Origin of the sequence: Paenibacillus sp. HGF5 (genome assembly GCF_000204455.1) — a bacterium.
GTDB classification, from domain to species: Bacteria; Bacillota; Bacilli; order Paenibacillales; family Paenibacillaceae; genus Paenibacillus_AQ; species Paenibacillus_AQ lautus_A.
Genome location: NZ_AEXS01000142.1, coordinates 1 through 20,786 on the forward strand (window position 1 = coordinate 1; position 20,786 = coordinate 20,786).

Annotated in this window: 24 protein-coding genes; all 24 read right to left on the reverse strand. The window is 51.4% G+C overall.

Features of this window, described 5'->3' with window-relative positions; genetic code table 11:
• A partial coding sequence (locus HMPREF9412_RS31780; RefSeq protein WP_009593999.1) for a LysM peptidoglycan-binding domain-containing protein occupies nt 1-1,246 on the reverse strand: 1,246 nt, incomplete at its 3' end.
• 163 nt (nt 1,247-1,409) lie between these two features.
• Nucleotides 1,410-2,294 carry a branched-chain-amino-acid transaminase gene (gene ilvE / locus HMPREF9412_RS22090; protein ID WP_009593997.1) on the reverse strand — a complete coding sequence of 295 codons (885 nt, stop codon included), beginning with the start codon at nt 2,292-2,294 and terminating at the stop codon, nt 1,410-1,412.
• Nucleotides 2,295-3,182: a prephenate dehydratase gene (gene pheA, locus HMPREF9412_RS22095; protein WP_009594007.1), complete on the reverse strand. Its 888-nt coding sequence runs from the start codon at nt 3,180-3,182 to the stop codon at nt 2,295-2,297. It lies immediately after the preceding gene.
• Nucleotides 3,179-4,147 (reverse strand): homoserine kinase, encoded by a 969-nt coding sequence (gene thrB / locus HMPREF9412_RS22100; RefSeq protein ID WP_009593996.1) that lies wholly within the window; start codon nt 4,145-4,147, stop codon nt 3,179-3,181. The genes pheA and thrB overlap by 4 nt, the downstream gene beginning before the upstream one ends.
• Nucleotides 4,144-5,217 carry a threonine synthase gene (gene thrC, locus HMPREF9412_RS22105; RefSeq protein WP_009594024.1) on the reverse strand — a complete coding sequence of 358 codons (1,074 nt, stop codon included), beginning with the start codon at nt 5,215-5,217 and terminating at the stop codon, nt 4,144-4,146. The genes thrB and thrC overlap by 4 nt, the downstream gene beginning before the upstream one ends.
• Before the next feature lie 62 nt (nt 5,218-5,279).
• The gene (locus HMPREF9412_RS22110) at nt 5,280-6,566 is read right to left on the reverse strand and encodes a homoserine dehydrogenase (protein WP_009594015.1); all 1,287 of its coding nucleotides are present in this window, start codon (nt 6,564-6,566) and stop codon (nt 5,280-5,282) included.
• A 58-nt stretch (nt 6,567-6,624) separates the two neighbouring features.
• On the reverse strand, nt 6,625-7,062 hold the full coding sequence (locus tag HMPREF9412_RS22115) for an ACT domain-containing protein (protein WP_009594028.1): 438 nt from the start codon (nt 7,060-7,062) through the stop codon (nt 6,625-6,627).
• Between the two features lie 235 nt (nt 7,063-7,297).
• Complete coding sequence (locus HMPREF9412_RS22120; protein WP_009594034.1) at nt 7,298-7,957, reverse strand: hypothetical protein; 660 nt, start codon at nt 7,955-7,957, stop codon at nt 7,298-7,300.
• A gap of 48 nt (nt 7,958-8,005) precedes the next feature.
• On the reverse strand, nt 8,006-8,755 hold the full coding sequence (locus HMPREF9412_RS22125) for a hypothetical protein (RefSeq protein ID WP_009594029.1): 750 nt from the start codon (nt 8,753-8,755) through the stop codon (nt 8,006-8,008).
• Between the two features lie 24 nt (nt 8,756-8,779).
• Complete coding sequence (locus HMPREF9412_RS22130; protein ID WP_009594009.1) at nt 8,780-9,538, reverse strand: FlxA-like family protein; 759 nt, start codon at nt 9,536-9,538, stop codon at nt 8,780-8,782.
• A gap of 20 nt (nt 9,539-9,558) precedes the next feature.
• Nucleotides 9,559-10,866, reverse strand: a complete 1,308-nt coding sequence (locus HMPREF9412_RS22135; protein WP_009594018.1) for an SPFH domain-containing protein — start codon at nt 10,864-10,866, stop codon at nt 9,559-9,561.
• 279 nt (nt 10,867-11,145) lie between these two features.
• A complete protein-coding gene (obgE, locus tag HMPREF9412_RS22140; RefSeq protein ID WP_009594013.1) occupies nt 11,146-12,456 on the reverse strand; it encodes a GTPase ObgE in 1,311 nt (436 codons plus the stop codon).
• A 13-nt stretch (nt 12,457-12,469) separates the two neighbouring features.
• Nucleotides 12,470-12,691 carry a hypothetical protein gene (locus HMPREF9412_RS32630; RefSeq protein ID WP_009594016.1) on the reverse strand — a complete coding sequence of 74 codons (222 nt, stop codon included), beginning with the start codon at nt 12,689-12,691 and terminating at the stop codon, nt 12,470-12,472.
• A gap of 11 nt (nt 12,692-12,702) precedes the next feature.
• Complete coding sequence (locus HMPREF9412_RS22145) at nt 12,703-13,209, reverse strand: Spo0B domain-containing protein (protein ID WP_009593995.1); 507 nt, start codon at nt 13,207-13,209, stop codon at nt 12,703-12,705.
• 170 nt (nt 13,210-13,379) lie between these two features.
• On the reverse strand, nt 13,380-13,691 hold the full coding sequence (gene rpmA, locus HMPREF9412_RS22150) for a 50S ribosomal protein L27 (protein WP_009594004.1): 312 nt from the start codon (nt 13,689-13,691) through the stop codon (nt 13,380-13,382).
• Nucleotides 13,692-13,708: 17 nt separating this feature from the next.
• A complete protein-coding gene (locus HMPREF9412_RS22155; protein WP_009593993.1) occupies nt 13,709-14,041 on the reverse strand; it encodes a ribosomal-processing cysteine protease Prp in 333 nt (110 codons plus the stop codon).
• A 13-nt stretch (nt 14,042-14,054) separates the two neighbouring features.
• Nucleotides 14,055-14,366, reverse strand: a complete 312-nt coding sequence (gene rplU, locus HMPREF9412_RS22160) for a 50S ribosomal protein L21 (RefSeq protein WP_006208810.1) — start codon at nt 14,364-14,366, stop codon at nt 14,055-14,057.
• Between the two features lie 161 nt (nt 14,367-14,527).
• Nucleotides 14,528-15,763, reverse strand: coding sequence for an Rne/Rng family ribonuclease (locus tag HMPREF9412_RS22165; protein ID WP_036673100.1), 1,236 nt, complete (start codon nt 15,761-15,763; stop codon nt 14,528-14,530).
• A 118-nt stretch (nt 15,764-15,881) separates the two neighbouring features.
• Nucleotides 15,882-16,745: a M50 family metallopeptidase gene (locus HMPREF9412_RS22170; RefSeq protein ID WP_009594001.1), complete on the reverse strand. Its 864-nt coding sequence runs from the start codon at nt 16,743-16,745 to the stop codon at nt 15,882-15,884.
• Nucleotides 16,738-17,646, reverse strand: a complete 909-nt coding sequence (locus HMPREF9412_RS22175; RefSeq protein WP_009594019.1) for a M23 family metallopeptidase — start codon at nt 17,644-17,646, stop codon at nt 16,738-16,740. The genes HMPREF9412_RS22170 and HMPREF9412_RS22175 overlap by 8 nt, the downstream gene beginning before the upstream one ends.
• 169 nt (nt 17,647-17,815) lie before the next feature.
• Nucleotides 17,816-18,610 carry a septum site-determining protein MinD gene (minD, locus tag HMPREF9412_RS22180; RefSeq protein WP_009594006.1) on the reverse strand — a complete coding sequence of 265 codons (795 nt, stop codon included), beginning with the start codon at nt 18,608-18,610 and terminating at the stop codon, nt 17,816-17,818.
• Between the two features lie 3 nt (nt 18,611-18,613).
• Entirely contained in the window at nt 18,614-19,276 is a 663-nt protein-coding gene (locus HMPREF9412_RS22185) for a septum site-determining protein MinC (RefSeq protein WP_009594021.1), read from the reverse strand.
• 85 nt (nt 19,277-19,361) lie between these two features.
• Nucleotides 19,362-19,886, reverse strand: coding sequence for a rod shape-determining protein MreD (gene mreD / locus HMPREF9412_RS22190; protein ID WP_009594022.1), 525 nt, complete (start codon nt 19,884-19,886; stop codon nt 19,362-19,364).
• Nucleotide 19,887: 1 nt separating this feature from the next.
• Nucleotides 19,888-20,763 carry a rod shape-determining protein MreC gene (gene mreC / locus HMPREF9412_RS22195; RefSeq protein WP_036673103.1) on the reverse strand — a complete coding sequence of 292 codons (876 nt, stop codon included), beginning with the start codon at nt 20,761-20,763 and terminating at the stop codon, nt 19,888-19,890.
• Nucleotides 20,764-20,786: the final 23 nt, after the last annotated feature.

Genomic DNA, 20,786 nt, shown 5'->3' on the forward strand with positions numbered 1-20,786 from the left:
CATGGCATCCGCAAGGAGACGGAACATAACCATATGTCATTGCGGTCTGATGATGCTCAGGATATGGATGGTAGTCGGAAACCATATTCCCTGTATAAGATTCCGTGATCGAGAACTGGGAATATTCCATGCTCATCGGCTGTTCAGAAACACCCGGATATCCTGAAACTGTACTTCCCCAGCCTTCATTGTAGGAAACAGGCATCGCTTCCTGCGGCATGTTGTGATACGGATGGACGGCATTGCCATAATCGGCGCCCGGCCATTTCATAGGCTCATGACACCCGCAGGGACCTTCATGAAGACCGAATGGAGGCATTGCAAATGCGGGTGCCTCTTTAAAAGGAAACTCCGGACACGGATGCGGCATCATCTGCATCGGCATCTGGGCAAAAGGCGGACATGGTTCGGCTATGGGATGAACAGGATGCGGTAACGGCATGGTTTTGACAGGATACGTATACTCCGGCTCCATAGGTTTATATGGAGATATGAATTCGGGTTTAAACTCTGGCTTGAACTCCGGTTTGAATTCTGGTTTAAACTCTGGCATGATTACGGGCATTTTAAATTCCGGCATCACTTCCGGTTTTTTCACCTCTGGCATAATCTCCGGTTTCTTGATTTCAGGCATGATGATCGGCTTCTTGATTTCAGGTAATATCTCCGGTTTGTATTCCGGTTCCATTTTCTTAGGCTCCTCGGGGAAAGGCGAAATCTCCGGAAGCTTCGGCAGAATCGGCGGCTCAGGCTCCTTAACCTCAGGAACGACCGGAGGCTGCTCGATCGGCGCTGTTATTTCTTCCTTAACTCCGGTGTAATCCTTGCTGCCGGGTTTCTTCTTGCCTGCGGCTGCACCGCTGCCACTGCTCATGGAAACCCCGTCATCAACACCGGATTCCGTAGAAACGCCTGATGAAGGGATGTTGACGACTTCTCCCACCAGCAGGGCATTCGGATTCTTAAGCTGCGGATTGGCATTGATGATTTCCTTCAGAGTGACTCCCCATGCCTTGGACAGTTTCCAGAGGGAGTCTCCCTGCTTTACCGTATGCTTATGGATAATGGGTTGGCTGCCGTCAGGGACCTGAACGGGCTCGGTCGGAACTTTGATCTTGGCACCGACATCGAGCTTATTCGGATCCACCAGCTGTGGATTGGCATCGATGATTTTCGCTAAAGGTACGTCGTATTTTTTGGACAGCTCATATAGGGTGTCGCCTTCCTTGACGATGTGTATCTTCACGCCGCTAAAACCTCCTACACTCTTCTAGGCGTCATGTAATTCGCCCGCTTTCGTTACTACATCCTATGCACGGAATAGGCGATTGACATCCCTCTGGGCAAAAAAAATCCTTTCATCGACATGAAAGGATGGTTTAAGTCGTTTATTTAGTTGTCCTGAAACGTTAGGATTCCCATACTTTATAGCCGTCTTGATCCACAATTTTGCGGAATTCCTCCAGCAATTGCAGCGTAACGGGACCAGCCTGGCCTTTTCCGATGATCCGTCCGTCAATTTCGCGGGCTGCAATAACCTCGGCAGCCGTGCCCGTAAAAAAGACTTCGTCCGCAATATATACGTCATGCATGCTGAACGGCTCTTCCTTCAGTTTAATGCTGAGTTTCTCGCATAAGTCGATAATGGCTTGACGCGTAATGCCTTCAAGTGCGCCAAGATAGCACGGAGGCGTAGTGACTACGCCGTTCTTGACGATGAAAATGTTGTCCCCGGAGCCTTCCGTCACATATCCCTGCGCGTTCATCATAATAGCCTCATCCGCTCCCGCAAAGTTGGATTGGATCTTCACGAGGATATTGTTCAAATAGTTCAAGGATTTGATTTTCGGGTTAAGCGCATCAGGTATGTTACGCCGCTGGGCAACGGAGACGGCCTTCAGGCCATTGAGATAAGCTTCTTCAGAATAAATCGCCAGCTGCTCCACAATGATCAACACGGTCGGTTTAGGGCAGCGGCGCGGATCCAGCCCCAAATTGCCGGCACCGCGGGATACCACGATACGGATATACCCATTCCGCATGTCATTGCGTCGAATGGTCTCGGCCATTGCCTCCAGCAGTTCTTCATATGCCAGGGGGATGACTAAATCGATGGACTTGGCGGAATCATACAGCCGGTCCAAGTGCTCTTTGCACTTAAAGATGTTGCCGTTATATATTCGAATGCCTTCGAATATGCCGTCTCCGTACAGAAACCCATGGTCAAAAACAGATACTTTAGCATTCTCTTTTGTGACATATTCTCCATCTAAATAGATCCATTGCTCCGACATTTACTTAACCTCCATTTTCTCACTCTCATAGGCGTAGCCTGGATAAGAGCCCAGCACTCGAACCAGACATCCCAGCGCTTCAATCTCTCCCATGGCGGCAACCAACAGAACGGAATCCGCTGCGGCCATGACATCGATATAAAAATAGTAATTACCGAGCTTCTTCTTCGTTGGACGGGATTCGATCCGTGACAGGTTCAGGCGACGCCACGCAAAAGCGGAAAGCACCTGATGCAGCGCTCCCGGCACGTCTTCTGGAAGCGTTACGAGAATGCTGGTCTTGATATGTTCCGGCGAACGGTTGACCAATATCGGCTCGCGTCCGATCAGCACAAACCGTGTGTAATTGTTATCATGGTCGGTAATGCGCTCAGCAAGCACGTTTAATTCGTGGGTGGCCGCGCCTAGCGAAGTGCCGATTGCCGCCCATCCCCGGCCGGGATTCTCCTTTACGATCTTAACCCCTTCGGAGGTGCTGCCTACTTGCTCCAACTCAGCCTGCGGTGCAGCCTTCGCAAGGAACTGACGACACTGGGCGGTCGCAACTTGGTGGGACCAGATCTTTTTGATCTGGCTGTAATCCATCGTTCCGTCACTTGAACGGAATTCGGCAGCATTACCGATCAGGTTCTGAATGGAGGGATAAACCCACTCCACCTGCATCGGCAGATCCACCTCATTGACCAGCCAATCCATATGAAGGCTCACGGAGCCTTCAATGGTGTTCTCGATCGGGATCACGCTGTAATCGCTTTTTCCTTCTACTGTTGACATAAATACATCAGAGATCAGTTTATGGTGGACAAATTCCACCGGCTCACCATTTAGGAGATAAAGTATCGCTTCATGAGATACCGATCCTGAGGGCAACAAGGCTATTTTTTTCATGCGGTAACTTCCCCTCTAATCATATCCAAAAAGGATCTATTATTAATATCATCCAAGAGCTGGACGCCTTCCGCAACTGGATTCAATGGGTAGCACGAAGACAGGATTCCTTCCGCCTTCATCGTCTCCGTGAGATACGTGCCCAATTCTTCTGCACGCGGTTCGTTCCGGTCCACCAGCGCAATCATCGTCGGACCCGCTCCACTCAGCGCGATGCCGAGTGCTCCGTGATCAGGCGCTTCGGCCAAAATCTTGGACATCCCCGGTACAAGCGACGCACGATATGGCTGATGAATCCGGTCTTTCATCGCGGCACGAATCAAGTCCAGTCTGCCTGCCGAAAGAGCAGCGGTCATTAAGGAGGACCGACTAATATTATATACAGCATCCGCTAAACTGACCTGGGCGGGCAGCGCTTCCCTTGCTTTGGATGTCGCCAGCTCGAAATCGGGAATCACCACGAGCGTTCCGAGGTCCGCCGGAGGTTCGATGCGCATATAATCCGCATGGGACCCATCCCATACGGCCGCAATGATTCCTCCAAATAAAGAAGCCCCCACATTATCAGGATGCTTCTCAAGATTCGTCGCCATATCAAAAAGCTTGGAATCCGGTAGGGGTGACCCGATTAGAGCGTTGGCTGCAGCCAGCGCGCCTACGATCGCCGATGCGCTGCTGCCAAGGCCGCGGGTTAGCGGAATATCGGAATACATGGAAATCTCGAGATCAGGAACTGCCTGTCCCGCTTCTTCAAAAACCATCTGAGCCACCTTATAGATCAGGTTGCTCTTATCGGTCGGCAGACCGCCCATCTCATCGCCATGAAGATGGAACACGGTCTTCTCCGACGCTTTCATCTCGATCCAGGAATACAGGGACAATGCCATGCCGAGCGTATCGAATCCGGGTCCCAAATTAGCCGTGCTGGCCGGAACCTTCACCCGGACGCCTTGGGACAAACTCATACCCGCGCAGCTCCTTCAAGCTTAGCAATGGCATCCATTACCGCCGATTCCGTATCCGATACGACGAGCGGTTCGGCGTTCACGGTAGAAATCGCGATATTCGGATCCTTCAGCCCATGTCCTGTCAGCACACAGACAACGGATTCCCCACCTTTAAAATATCCCTCTCGCTTCATTTTATAAACGCCTGCGATGGAGGCCGCCGATCCTGGCTCGGCAAAAATCCCCTCACGCGATGCGATTTTACGGTATGCTTCCAAGATTTCCTCGTCCGTGACGTAATTAATTTGTCCACCGGATTCCTCAGCGGCGGCAACCGCGGTTTTCCAGCTGGCCGGGTTCCCGATTCGGATGGCCGTCGCTACCGTTTCCGGATTCGGAATAGGCTCACCCTTGACGATAGCCATGGCGCCTTCCGCCTCGAATCCAAGCATCTTCGGCAGGGAAGTGGATTTGCCCGCTGCGTGGTATTCTTTAAATCCTTTCCAGTAAGCGGAGATGTTCCCCGCATTGCCGACCGGAATGGCCAGTACGTCCGGAGCTTTGCCCAACTGGTCAACGACTTCGAATGCAGCCGTCTTCTGGCCTTCGATTCGATAAGGATTCACGGAGTTTACCAGCGAAATCGGATGCTTGGCCGTGATCTCGCGAACGATTTCCAGCGCGCGGTCAAAGTTCCCTTCAATCGCGATCACCTTCGCTCCGTAAATCATCGCCTGCGCGAGCTTGCCCAGCGCAATATTGTTGTTCGGAATGATCACGATGCAGTTTAATCCGCCGCGGGCGGCATAAGCAGCAGCGGCTGCCGATGTATTGCCCGTCGAAGCGCACATGATGGTACGGCTTCCTTCTTCCATTGCTTTCGCAACGGCCATGACCATCCCGCGGTCTTTGAATGAACCTGTCGGGTTCAGCCCTTCGAATTTGAAATGCAAATCGATTCCGAGCTCTTCGGATAGATTCACGGCTTTGATGAGCGGGGTATTCCCTTCCTTAAGCGTTAGCAGCGGGGTACGCTCATTCACCGGCAAATATTCTCTGTAGGTTTGCAGCAATCCTTCATACGGCATCTCTCATGTTCTCCTTTTCTTATGAAAAAAATTATATATGCTGATTTAATGGATTCTAATCCTTATCCTTCAACGCGGTAAACACTTTTGATTCGGCGAATGACCTCCAGGCCTTCAAAGTGATTCAGCACTTCATCCATGCTGGCTTTGCTCGCATTGTGCGTAACGATGATTATCTCTGCGTCCGGGTTGTGCTCGTTCGGCTGCTGAACAACGGATTCCAAGCTAACGTTATATTGAGCGAACACCTGCGTAATTTGGGCCAGTACACCTGCTTTATCGTCGACATGAAGCAGGATGAAATTCTTGTACATGATCTGCTCATCGGTTTTGAGCTTCTTCGGTTTATAAGGAACGATGGCTTTCAGACCGTTAACGCCAAGCTTCAGATTCTTGATGACCGCCACCAGGTCTGCCACAACGGATGTCGCGGTTGGCATCTCGCCCGCGCCCGCTCCGTAGAACATCGTTTCGCCGACGGCCTCCCCGTATACATACACCGCGTTAAATACGCCGTTCACGGCGGCGATGGGATGACCTTTGCGAACCATCGTCGGCTGGACGCTGATGCTGAATTCATCGTCCTGACGCTCCGCGATACCGAGAAGCTTCATCTCGTAGCCCAGACGCTTGGCATAAGCGATATCTTCTTTCGTTACCTGCGAAATGCCCTTGACGGATACATCCTGGAGCTCAACGTTGGTGCGGAAGCCGAGAGTACCGAGTATTGCCATTTTGCGGGCCGCGTCCAAGCCTTCCACATCGGATGTCGGATCGGCTTCCGCGTACCCCAGCTCCTGAGCTTCTGCCAGGACATCCTCATAGGAGTCGCCTTCCTGGCTCATTTTGGTCAAGATGAAGTTGGTCGTACCGTTCACGATCCCCATGATTTTCATGATACGATCCGACGAGAAGCCTTCAATCAGCGTACGGATAATGGGAATGCCGCCGGCAACGCTTGCCTCGTAGAACACGTCGCACTGCTTCTCTTGCGCCTTGGCCAATATTTCGGCACCGTGCAGGGCCATCAGATCCTTATTGGCGGTTACGATGTGCTTGCCGCGCTCAAGCGCTTCGAGGATGTAGGTTTTGGTCTGCTCGATCCCGCCCATCACTTCAACGATGACATCAATCTCGGGATCGCGAATGACCGCCCAGGGATCTTCCGTTAATTTACTCTGATCCACATTGACGCTGCGGTACTTCTCCAAATGTTTGACGGCGATGCGCTCGATCGTAATCGGCGAACCGACCTGACTGCTCAAATCCTCCTGATGCCCCTCAACGATGCGGACAACCCCTGTTCCTACGGTTCCTAATCCCAAAAGCCCTACTTTGACCGGTTTCATTAATACACTACCTCCTGTATCCCATCACATAGATATCTATTTATTCGTCGTTCCTACCCTAACCTTGCCCTATCATCTGCACTCTTCTGACTCCGGCTATCCGCCTCAATCCATCTAGCAGATCATCCAGCTCCTCATTCAGCCGGGAAACTTCGACGGAAATAACGACATTCGCAATTCCTTGCAGCGGGATGCTCTGATGAATGGTTAGCACATTCCCGCCTTCACCCGCTACCAGCCCCAGCACCTCCGATAGCATGCCCGAGCGATGTTCCATATCGATGGAAATCGTTACGATTTCATCACGTTCCAATTGATTGATAGGGTGGATGCCGTCCTTGTACTTGTAAAAAGCACTGCGGCTAAGCCCTACCTGCTCGACGGCTTCATGAACCGTCCTCACGTCTCCCGACGCCAGCAGTTTTTTCACTTGCATCGTTTTAACTACAGCCTCGGGAAGGATGTCTTCCCGGACCAGATAGTAGCGTTCCTTCACAAACGTCCTCTCCTCAAAGACTACTGTATTCGTATAGTGGACATTATACTGGATATACCACGTAAGGGCAATACATAAGTGACCCATTTTTAGCGAACCCGATATTTCCGGGTCAACCCTATAGCCTATACTATATCGCAATTCGAAACGGAACTCATCGGTATTCACGTCAAATTTGCAAATGATGCGTTAAAAAACAGCCCCCGGTATTCCGGAGACTGCCGATAACTTCAAGCTAACTGGTGTATCTCATGGTCAAGCCGCAGTACTCGCACTCTTTTTCCTCATGCCGTGAAATCACGGTTCTTGCGCCGCAGCCGGAACATGCCACAGACTTGGATTCGGTCTTCGTTTGAGATTCAACGGGTTTTACCGGCTCTCTATGCAGCGAACGGATCACCAGCGCCCCATCCTCAATCTTCCCGGCAGGAAGCATGCGCTCCTTCAACATATAGTTCAAATCCCGGATCACATGGGCCGGACTTTGATTCGCAACGATCGCGATATGCTCGATGTAAATTAGCCGCCGCTGCAAGACAGCCTCCCTGTAAATTCCGAGCAGCTTCCGGAATTTCTTGTCTAAGATGTCGGCAGCGACCAGCAAAAACAACGCGGGGATTAATACACACAACGCCATCGCTAAATTATCGTTTAAGAACTGCTCGCTGGTTTCGCTCGTCATTAAATTGATCATCAGGATAACAATATAAGTGCCGAACAATACCCATCCAATCAATCTAAGGTTCCTTCCCTGATAACTGTGATGCTGCTGCGTGGGCAGAATACGAAACGCAGCGATAATCAAAGCTAATGGAAAAAACACATACGTCAGTCCAATAATAAAATAATCGAATGAGGTAAATTGCGATTTAAAAGGCTTTACCGGAACGCTCATACGAAGTTCTCCCCAGTCTCTTCTCTTTAAAATGGTATATCCGACTTGCTATGCCACAATCACGGTACCGCAATACTCGCATTCCTTCCCCTCCACCTGCGTTACGACCGTTCTTGCTCCGCAGCCGGGGCATTCCACGGATTTAGGCGCCGGATCGGATGCAGGTTCGGTTCGGGATATGGGGGCTGGGCCTGCAGTCGTATCGCCCAATGAATACTGAACGCGCTGCCCGCTGCGCGAAACGAATTCGCCACGGAATGATTCGGACTTTCTGTGCAAGGACGGGATGAGAACAACTCCGTTGTCGAGCTTTCCGTTAGGCAGCATACGCTCTTCAAGCATAAACGTGATATCCCGGATCACGTGTGCAGGCGTTTGTCTCGCCTCACGGGCAATATCTTCAACCTGGACGAGCCCTCGATGCAGGATGGCATTCGAATAGAAGTGCAGCAAGCTGCCGAATTTCTTGTCTTCCTTATTGGCGATCACCAGCATGATCATGGCTGGAACCAGAATGATTACGCCCCAAACGACGGTGGCCGAATAGAGGCTTTCGATATCTTTGTCATCAATCGTCGCAAGAATCATGAGCAATTCTATGATTCCATAGGTAATGGCAAGCACCCAGCCGAAGAGACGGTTGTTCCTTCCCTTACAACGGTTGTGGCGATGGGTGACAAGGACCCGAACGGCTGCCAGCACGATGGCCAGCGGAAAAAAAAGCACGGCCAACGCGATGATCCAATAATCCATTTTCGTGAACTTAAGTTTAAAACGCTTCAGATTAGAAGCTCCCATATGCTATCCCCTCTATCATCAGCATTAGGTTGATCCCGCCTTTGCCTTCAGAAGCACCGTATTGCGATCCTGCACCGTTCGGAGAATATCGCGGATGATAGGAACGGTTTGCTCTGCCAGTTCCTTGCGCTGTTCAGCTTGCGCTTCGCCGATCAGCGTTACTTGGTCCTCCAGCATCGCAATTTTTTGCTGAATCAACTGCTCCTCTTCATATAAGGAGGTATGCGATATGGGATCACTATAACGCAGCGTCTCTTCAAGCTCGGCGATCTGCCGTTCCAACGACGGCATGTTCTCTCCCGGCAGTTCGCTTACCTTGCTGCGAATCGACCCGATCCAGGCTACGGTCTCTCTCTTGACCGAGAGATGATCGTTTTCCTTCCGCTCCTGTGCGCCTGCATATTTCGCCGCCAGGAATACGAGCCCCAGAACAACGAAAAATCCAGATAGCGTAATCAGATGAATCATGAAATACGAGGATACAGGCAGCTTAAATAAGTATCCCAGCAAAATAACCTCCAGCACAACGGACACCGTATAGATACCAATAATGATGCCGGAAGCAATATAAAATGGAGTGCCTGACGAAGCTGCCCTCCCCCTGCCGATGACAGAGCCGATAAATAGGAGAACAGCCGCTTCGGCGCATCCAACGGCAATCCCCGATATCCAAGAATTCGGCTGAAACATCCCGCCTATCCATCCAAATAAGAGGATCGTGACAAACGGAAGCGCAATGGCTGCCAGCCATGCCCCGTTTCGATCCTTGGTTCTTGTATTCACCAGATTCCCCCGCTTTCGCTTCACATCAATTTATGACCGCACTCCATGCAAAACTTCTGGCCCGGTTTGATCTCATGATCGCACCCTGGACATGTAAGCGCGTGACTCGACCCGCAGTGCGGGCAAAACTTGGCTTCGGCATCCACCAATTCTCCACATGCCCGGCAAGGCATCGGCAGCGGCGCACCGCAATCCGGACATTCGGCTGCGCCAGCCGGGTGGTCATGTCCGCACTTCGGGCATGCATGGTAAGGATCGCCGCAGTGAAGGCAGAACTTTGCATTCGGAGCCAGGGGCTGCCCGCAATCGTTGCACAGGATGGCTTTCGCCGGGGCTTCCTCCGCCGGCGCCTGGAATGGCTGGCCGCATCCCGAACAGAATCGGGCTTCTTCCCCGTTCAGCATTCCGCATTTGGTGCATGCCTTCTGCTCGATTTGCATATCGTTCTTCTCTTGAGGTTTGGCATGGTCAAACATATGCCGGGCGGTCTCATACATCGGACCGGCCATTCCGAGTCCCATGCCCAGCCCCGTTCCCATGACCGCTGCCGGGCTTCCGGGATTCTTCGCCGCTCCCTCAAGCGTATTAAAGGTTCTTTCCTGATGGTAGGTATAACCGATGATATCCATCTCCGCTTTTTTTGCCAACGCTTCCTTGATTCGGACAGCTGCAGGATCATGTTCCGGTATGTTGATGGAATCCACATAAAAATTCAGCAGGGTAATCCCCATCTCTTCAAATGAAGGCGCAATCGCTTCCATGATGTGCTTGGATATTTCCGCTATGTAAGCATTGATTTCCACAACGCTGATTTTTTTCCGAACGATATAGGAGGATATGATTTCCGTAATGTTGGACATCAGCACGCCGCGGTAATATTTGACCAGCGTTCCCTGATCAAAGGTTGGCAGGGTACCGACCATGGTTCCCAGAAACTTTCGCGGATCGCTGATTTGAACGCCGAATTGGCCAAAGGCTCGGAGCGATACGATGATGTTGTATTTCGGATCCTGCAGCTGGATCGGCGAGCTGGTCCCCCATTTCACGTCCAGCGAACGAAGTTTGTTCACAAACCAGACTTCTGCGGTAAAGGGAGACTTCCCTCCGAATGGAAGATTGATGACATTGGATAAAATCGGGATGTTTGCCGTACTCAGCGTATGCCGCCCTGCCGGGAAAGAGTCCAGTGCCTGCCCCCCCTTATACAGGATCGCCTCCTGCGTCTCATGAACAATAAGCTGGGTCCAGGTGCCTAACTCCTGATTCGGATAACGCCAGGCAAACACATCCGGCGGGCCTTCGTATTTTACGACTTCAATAATAGCCATAGTTCTACTCTCCTTTTTGCGCCGTTCCTTCCATCCTGAGATCTATGGAAAAGGTACTATTGTACTACTATTGTATACGATTTACCCGATAAGTGGATGCAAAATTTGGAAAGCGTGATCCGGCATTTCGAGCCAGACTCACAGCCATTGGAATATACGGCTGCGCACGCTTCATTAACGATTTATGGGAAGCCCCCTTCGCTCACGAAAAAAAATACCGCCAAGCCTGCTGTAGACAGACCTTGCGGTATTTTTGTTATACATATATTCATCTGAACATCAATAGTAACTGCTGCCTTCTACAAATTCGAATTCGAAATCGCCGATCCGTACGATGGTGCCTTCCGTCGCGCCCCGTTTCCGCAGCTCTTCATCAATGCCCATATGACGCATCGTTCTGGCAAGCTTCAGGATCGCATCATGCGAATTCATCTGCATCCGTTTCAGCATTCGCTCAATCCGCTCACTGTGCACCACATACATTTCATTATCTCTGGTGACGGTGAAGGAATTGTCGTTCTGCGCTTTGAATTTATACACCTTGCGCTCGGAAACCTCGGATACCTCTTCAATCGCCGGCTCATCCGGAATGCTCTCCAGCACATCGATCGTGCGATAAAGAAGTTCCTGGATCCCCTGACGGGTCAGTGAGGAGATCGGCATCACCTCGATGTCAGGGCGAATCTCCTTCACCTTCTCTTTGAAGGCCGCTAAGTACTCCTCTGCTTCCGGCATATCCATTTTATTGGCGGCTACGATTTGCGGCCGTTCGATCAGAACCGGGTTATAGAGCCTAATCTCATCGTTGATTTTTTGCCAATCCTCGAACGGATCCCGTCCTTCCGTGCCTGCCATATCCACGACGTGGATAATGACGCGGGTTCGTTCCACGTGCCGGAGGAATTCGTGGCCAAGTCCTACGCCTTCATGGGCACCCTCAATCAGGCCAGGCAGGTCAGCCATGACGAAATTGCGCCCGTCCCCGACCTCAACCATGCCCAAATTCGGCGTGATGGTCGTGAAATGGTATGCCCCGATCTTCGGCTGAGCCGCGGATACAACAGACAACAGGGTGGATTTGCCTACGCTCGGGAATCCGACGAGACCTACATCAGCCATCACTTTAAGTTCCATGGTTACGTAGCGCTCTTCGCCTTCTTCTCCATTCTCGGCAAGCTCGGGCGCCGGATTGTTCGGCGTGGCAAAGCGGATGTTTCCGCGGCCCCCGCGGCCGCCTCTGGCAACAACAACCTGTTGACCGTGACGGGTCAAATCGCCAATCACTTCACCGGTATCGTCATCCGTTAAGATGGTACCCGGCGGAATACGGACAATCATGCTCTCCGCATTGGCCCCATGCTGGCTTTTATTGCGGCCCTTTTCCCCGCGCTTGGCCTTGAAATGCTTCTGGTAACGGAAATCCATCAACGTGCGCAGTCCTTCATCCACCCGGAAAATCACGTCGCCGCCCTTACCGCCGTCGCCGCCGGCAGGTCCGCCTTCAGGAACGTATTTCTCACGGCGAAACGCAATGAGCCCATCGCCGCCGTCGCCGCCTTTTACATATACTTTTGCCTTATCTACAAACATGAAATCACCTTCCTCAAGTCACAAACGGCAGATACAAGCGGTACGAGGTCTCCCCCGGCTCCGTCTGCTCCACCCGAATGCCTTCGCCTTTTACGGATTGTTCAATCTGAAGCTTCAAGCCCTCCGGGTCTCCAAAGGAACCTTCGCCTAGAGCCCATACGATCAGCTCTTGCTCCTGCTGCATAAATGTTAATGTTAACTGCCGGGTATCCCCCCATGACGCCGTTCCGCTCAATTGAAAGGCTCTCACCGTTTGAATGATCGCTTCGGTAAAAGACTCTGCCGTTTGTGGCGATACTTTGTCTTCCAGCTGTACCTGGTCCACCACTTCAACGCAGAGCTGCAGATTGCTGCTGTACGTTCGGTATGAATGTAAATAAAAACCAGTGAAGGAATGCCAAGCTTGGAGATCCTGCTCTCCGTCGCCATCCTGTCCTTTATTCTTTCCACAGAACCCACGGTTTTATCAAGCTTCCCCAGTTGAATGTAGCCGTACAAAATTTGAAGCTCATTCATCCAATCATGACGATGGTGATTCAACATCTGAATCGCCGTCTGCTCCATATTCCGAATGATGGCTTGCTGCCTGCGCTCGTCCGATTTACGGGCAAGCCATGCTCCGCAGGCAGACGCGGCGACAGCCCAAGCCGTCAACACTGCTCCTGCAGCCAAGGATGGCTTCCATACCATCCATGCCACCGGTATTACGGAGGTTAACCCCGCCACAGCTGCTATCCATTTCCAGGATTTCATCGCTTCTCCTCGTCTTTCAACAGCAATTGGTTACATTCACCAAATCCCAGTATATCATAGACTTTCAGGACGGTTCATCCCCTGGATGATCATTCTTTGCGCAATTTACAAAAAAAGAAGCCCCGGCAACGATGCCGAAAGGCTTCTTCTGTATGCAGCATAAGAAACGATTAAGCTTCAACTGCAGCCGCTACTGGAGCGACATCAACCGGGTAGACGCTCACTTTCTTGCGATCGCGACCCCAACGTTCAAATTTCACAACGCCGTCAACTTTCGCAAACAAAGTATCGTCTTTACCGATACCCACGTTCGTGCCTGGATGAATTTTCGTTCCGCGTTGACGAACCAAGATGCTGCCGCCAGTCACTGCTTGACCGTCTGCACGTTTCACGCCAAGACGTTTCGCTTCACTGTCACGACCGTTCTTTGTGGAACCTACACCTTTTTTCGATGCGAATAACTGAAGATCCAATTTCAACATGTTGTCTACCTCCTTCTTCAAGTAGTCAATTCTTGTATTCTTATATACTTGCCGTACGAATCGGCAATTCCCTGTAACATAACAACCATGGATTCGAGAAGCAGTTGAACTTGGCCGGAGACGGAATCATCTGCCGTAGGCGGAAGATTTGCGCTAAGAAAGCCGCCCTTCATCCGGGTCTCCATAACGGTTCCGGTTAACGCTTCAATGGAATTCACCGTTCCCACGGTAATGCTGGAAACTCCAGCACATACAATATCTTCACCTGGATCGGCATATCCCGCGTGCCCCGTTACCTTGAAGCTATGGATCCGTCCATCTCCCCCGCGCAGTACTTGTACAGTAATCAATTACCGCACCTTCTTACGCTTGGATTTTCTCGATGGTTACTTTAGTGTAAGGTTGACGATGACCTTGCTTCTTGTGGTAGTTCTTCTTCGGCTTGTATTTGTATACAACGACCTTACGGCCTTTACCGTGCTTCTCTACCTTTGCAGTTACAGTTGCACCGGAAACAACCGGAGTTCCTGCTACCAATCCGTCCTCTTTGGAAACGGCCAGTACACGGTCGAAAGTCACGCTCTCGCCGTCACCTGCAGTCAGCTTCTCGATGAACAATACGTCGCCCTCTTGAACTTTGTATTGTTTACCGCCTGTTTCGATAATAGCGTACATTTGCTTGCACCTCCCTATGTCTCAGACTCGCCTAGTATTAAGGTGTCCGTCCCAAAAGGAACGTTCTTGTGAACCCAACCGGAGCGGTTACAGCATGTGCAGCAATCCATCACTAGACACATACCCAATGATAATATCATATTCCCCGTTCACCGTCAACATCATTCTTCGATAACCACGCCCCGGCCTCCGCAGGTTCCGCAAGGCTTGGCAAAGGGGAGGGACGAGCTTTCACGGGCTTTTTTGCGGGTCATTTCCAACAGTCCCAGCTTGGTCCATCCGACCACAAAGCTCTTCGTGCGGTCTTTGCGCATAACGGCCTCCATGACAGAAACCACCTGCTGCCGGTGCTCTTCATGATCCATATCGATGAAATCCACGATAATAATGCCCCCGATATCCCAAAGGCGCAGAATCCTTGCGATCTGCTGCGCAGCCAAAAGATTCGTCTTCAGTACCGTTTCCTCGAAATTATCCCCGCCGATATATTTGGCTGTGTTCACGTCGATGATCGTCATGGCTTCGGTCTGGTCTACGACGATGGTCACGCCCTCGGGAAGCGTGATTTTCCTTGCGAAGCTGGCTCTCATCTGCTCGTCCAACCCGTACGCTTGAAAAATCGGGCCTCCTTCCGAGTAATATGTAACCTTGGGCTCCATTCCCGGAACGGTTTCCTTCAAATAACTCTTGGTTTCCTCGCCTTTCAGCTTGCTGTCGATCACAAGCTCGTCATGCAGCGGATCAAAGGCATCGCGGAGAAACCGCTGCAGCAGGCCTAAATCGCGATGCAGCAGCGCCGGAACGAGCGCAGATTCCGCCTTGTCGAGAATCCGGGCCCACTCTTTTCGCAGATACTCCAGATCACCCTTAATGAATTCCAGGGGCTCGTCCTCCGACACCGTTCGGATGATGATTCCCTCTTCATCTGTGCGAAGCTGCTCGCCGATGCTTTTCAGCCGTGCCCTTTCCGCATCGCGTCCGATTTTCTTGGAGACGGCAACATAATCCGCAGTCGGCATATACACCATGCATCTCCCCGGAAGCGAAAAATGCGTCGTCACCCTCGCTCCCTTGCCGCCTCTGGGTTCCTTCATGACCTGCACGATCAGTTCCTGCCCTGCCGTCAGCAGCTGCGAGATCGAAGGCTTCTGCTTGGGCTGCTTCTCTAAATGCGGATGGAGCACATCATCGATATATAAGAACGCGTTCTTTTTCAGCCCGATATCTACAAAAGCCGCCTGCATCCCCGGCAGCACGTTCACGACCCTGCCCTTATAAAAGCTTCCGACAACACTTTGCTCACGACTCCGCTCAACGGCGAATTCGGCTAACCTCCCATCTTCGATGAGGGCCATCTGAATGGTCTCATGTTCACAATGAACTATCATTTGCCTCATGGCTTCACCTCTCAAATGGAAGACGATATTCTATTGTTTTATCCTAACACAATCTCTGATGACATGAATGGATAAAGAATCTTGGCCCGCCCCCCGTCTTCCTCATGATGTCTACGATTTACGCATACCAGGGCGGACCAGTTGATGCAAAATAAGAAGAGATCACATGCTGCTCCGGAACAACGGCAAGCAGGCTGCCGCGTCCGCTCATGACATAAATCAAATGATACTTCTCTCGTTTAAATAGACGCATGATATCATCCAAAGGTTTCGAAGAATCTGCAACGATTGGCTGGGCAGGACCGAGCCCGTCCAAATTCCGTTCATAAACCTCGCTCCGATTGACCAAAAATCTTAAAAACCGGTAATGGACGTTCCGATAGTCTTCGAAATTGGAATACGCCAGGAAAAGGCCGATCATCAGCACATTTAAACGAATGCCGCCCCCGGAGAATAACGGCTGCAATCCGTAACCGATCATAATCAAGCTGCACAAAATCCCGGCCCGGGAAGCCCACAGCAAGGTGGCATGATAAGGAGCGAGCAGGCTGATGACGGCCTGCAGCACTTTGCCGCCGTCCAGCGGCAGAATCGGAAGAAGGTTAAACAACGCGATGACGAGATTCCCCTGAATGATATAAGACAGCAGCTGCTCGTCACCCCACCCCGCCCATTGGCAGGCCAGGGTAATGCCGATCATGATGACATTTTGCAGCGGACCCGCAAGCGCAATGATGATCTCCTTCATCGCGGTCATCCTGCCGTCGTCTTCAATGACAGCAACGCCGCCGAACGGCAGCATCTGAATGGCTCGTACCTTGAACCCCATCGCTGCCGCGGCGGCGGCATGTCCCAATTCATGAATAAACACGATAATAAACAGGGTCAGCAACTCCAGGAAGCGACCGGTGAACACGGATGCCAGCATGACAATGACAAAGAGCGGATGCAGCGACAAGACCGTTCCCTTAAACTTAATCAAACGGAATCACTTCCGCCGGATCGACGTCACGATCCCCCTCTTTCAGTTCGAAATAAAGGGAGGGCGGGCTGCCTGTGCCTGAAGATGCCAAAGTCCCGATAATATCTCCGCCTTGAACCCAGTCATTCGCCTTAAGCCCGGTTTCCGCCAGCCTGCTGTATGCCGCCGTTCGCTCTCCCGTATGCTGTATGCGGATCGTAATCCCGTTCTCAGGATGTTCTTTAACCTCAAGGACGCGCCCGGTCTCTATACTTTTAACCGCCCGGTCCGCTAAAGAACCCCCTCCGGCTTCCAGAACGATGCCTTTCAGATCCACGGCAAAGGATTGAACCACCCTTCCGGAAAGCGGAGGAACCAAAGAGGTCCCGGCATTCACCTTCGTCGAATGCTCGTCGGTTTGTCCAAAAATCGGAATAAAGGACGGCGCGCTGCCAAAATGCTCCTCGTACCATACCTGGGCCGCCTGGAAATCCATCTCATGGCTCAGCCCCTCAATGATAAATGCCTGCGCGCGAAGGGCCCACGGCTGCTGAAACGAAAATACGCCCCATGCCAATCCAAACACCAGCGCACTGACGGTGATGCGGCGAATCAGGCCTGACAGAAACGAAGCCTTTCTTGGCGGTTCTCCCGGAGCACCGGGATCCAGCGTATCATACCAACCGCGATGCCCTTGCTTCCAAAGCCGCTCGGGATCCGGTTCATGCTCTGCGTAACGTGGGGACGGGTTCGTTATGTTGTCCTTGATGAAGCCTGTCTTTGGATTATGGGGATTAGCGGGTGTTCTATCGGGAAGCGCCGTCCAAGACGGCTTATCGTCCTGCGCCGTGAACTGCTCCCCTTCCAGCAGTTCGCGAATGCGGGCTTCTCTTCGGTTCTTGACGGAAGTTTTGATGTCCATTGTTCTCTCCCCCTTGGGGCTTGTTTTCTTACTCTATCCTATGAGGAGATGAGAGAGATTTAGAACAAGCCCTGATGAAGAGGCGAGAGGTCTACGAAAGCCGCTTAGACCGCAGAAGGAGAAAAACAAAAAACCGATGCCTCCCGGCACCGGTTCTTGGTCAAAACCCTTAACCCATTCCAAAAAACTTTTTGAATTTGGTGAACATTCCTTTTTTCTGATGGATTTGCATCAGCGGAACGGTATCGCCAAGGATACGCCGGGCGATGTTTCTATAGGCGATGGCTGCCTGGGAATCCGGGTTCATCACCGTAGGTTCCCCGATATTCGCCGCTTTAATGACCATTTCATCATCAGGCACGATACCGATCAGATCGATATTCAGCACCTGCAGCACATCTTCGATTTCGAGCATGTCCCCGGATTTCACCATATTCGGGCGAATCCGGTTCACCACGAGCTTCGGAGACTCGACATGCGAGCTCTCCAGCAGGCCGATAATCCGATCCGCGTCCCTTACGGCCGCATTCTCGGGCGTCGTGACAACAATCGCTTTGTCCGCGCCGGCGATTGCATTCTTGAATCCCTGCTCGATTCCGGCCGGACAATCGATAATGACGTATTCGAATTCCTTTTTCAATTCAAGTACGATATCTTTGACCTGCTCCGGAGAAACGGCATTCTTGTCCTTGGTCTGGGCTGCAGGAAGCATATACAGCTCATCGAAGCGCTTGTCCTTGATCAGCGCCTGGTTAAGTCGGCATCGCCCTTCCGCAACGTCGCACAAATCGTATATAATCCGGTTTTCCAGGCCCATCACGACATCCAAATTGCGAAGACCGATGTCCGTATCAACCAGACACACTTTTTTTCCGAGCAGTGCCAAAGCTGTGCCGATGTTCGCCGATGTCGTCGTTTTACCGACTCCGCCTTTACCTGAAGTTACGACGATTGCCTCTCCCATGTTCTACACCCCTTTAAACACATTAAAATCCCGACCCAAACGTGAGATGTTGCTGATCTTGTCGATCTCCATGCTTCCGTCCTTCAAATACGCAAACTCCATGACCGTTTCCCGCGTTTCCCATTCGTCCGGCGGTCTGCTGATCATCTGGGAGATACGAAGCTGGGTAGGGGCAAAATACGAAGCCGCAATAATCGCATCCTCGTTGCCCTCTACACCGGCGTGCGCGGTTCCGCGCAGAGCGCCCAATATGTAAATGTCGCCGGTGCACGTAATCGTCCCGCCTGGATTCACATCGCCGAGGAACAAGAGATCGCCGTCATGATGCAGCACCTGTCCGGAACGCACCATCCCCGTCTTAAGCGCAAGCTTCTCCTCCGGAACGAGCTCGGACGCAAGCGGCGGCGATTCCACATTGCGTATCAGCAGGTTGCCCTTTTGCTTCAATATGTCAAGAATCGTCTGCTTCTCTTCTTCGGAAATTTGCCGGGAACCCAGCTTCACATCCACATGAATGATGGGTCCGGTCAGAATATTCTGATGACTATGCTCCAGCTTATAGCGGAGCTCGCCAAGCAATTCCTCCAGCTCGCATTGATCGTCAAGCAGGAATACCAGGCCATCTTTGATGCCCTTAATCGTCACATGATTGGATTTTACAGCCATAAGCCTGTCCCTCCCATCCCTATACATTTCGCGCTCAAACCTACAAGTTCCTGCTAGTCTAGTAAAATGTCATATTGGAGAGGGTTCAGGTTGCCTTCCTTCTCTGATTCTTCGTTACCAGCTCAATCTGCTTGCGTAAGGGAACGTAAATTGCCAGAGCAAAGGCAAAATGAACAAGGAGATTGGGAAGCATATGATGAAGCAGTGACCAATTATAAGAAGTCGGATTGAGTCGAAATACCTTATATATGCCAAAAAGCGTACTGTCAAACAACAAGCTTCCCAGAATGACAATGGTCATCATCATGGGCAGCGGCGCCCGCGGGGACTTGAAAACAAGCCCCGCCAAATATGCGGATACGCCCATAGCAAACGAATAAGTGCCAATCATCTCACCGTAATACACGATATCGTGAAGCATGCCAAACAGGAGTCCGAGCACGAGCCCGGTATGGCGATGATAATAAATCGATACAAAGAATAGACAAACCAATACGAAGTTCGGATATATCTGAAGCTGCAGCGAGCTTGGCGTTAACCAGAAAACCACCGTGCCCTGCAGAATGAATAACACGAACAGCAGCAGGATCAGAATCTGTTTACGTGCCATCCTATTCCGGCTCCTCAGGCGTAAAGACGATGATCAGATACTTCCAGTCGTCAAACTTGGCCGCCGGTTCGATCGTAGCCGTTCTGCTTTGACCGTATTGGCTGGTCTGAACGCTGAGGACCTTACCGATGATCATACCTTGTGGAATAACGCCTCCGGCACCGGATGAAATGATTTTATCGCCTTTCTTGATTGGATCATCTTCCGAAATCCGCGTCATGAGCAGCGTGTTGGTCTTCTCATCATAGCTCTCTACCACGCCGAACGTCTTATCCTCTTTGCCAATGGCCGTTACCGAAATCGGCTGCGGATTCGGATCCTGGGCGTCCATCGTGGTCAACAGCTTCACCGTGGAGGTGAAATTACTCACGCTGCTAATGATGCCGACCATGCCGTCTACTGTCGTGACCGACATGTTGGGGCGAACCCCATCGCGCTCACCCAGATCGACAACAAGTGTCCGATTATTCGGATCCGAGTTGACGCTAAGCACCTGCGCCGTACGGTAGTTGTATTTGTAACGTTCCTTCTGGTTCTTCGTAAATCCAAGAATATCTTGAAGTTCTTCGTAATTGGCTTTCATCGTATTGTAGGAAGCACTCTCTCGAGAATATTGGGCTACCGCTCTTCGCAGCTCCTCATTCTCTTCATAGATTCCCTTCATGTTCCGTACATCTTCAAAGAAACCCGCTATATAGGCAGCGGGCTTATAAAACACACTTTGCACAAAACCGACCGTATCTTTGACGAATTTTTCAGGCCAAGATAAAGAAGCTCTCGGGCCGAGCGTAAACCCCATAATAGCGATAAACGCTACCAGCCCGATGAGCATAATGAACAAACGCTTATTGCCTAGCAGCTTAAACAGTTGCAACACCCTCTAACTTACTGTTTTCTCTC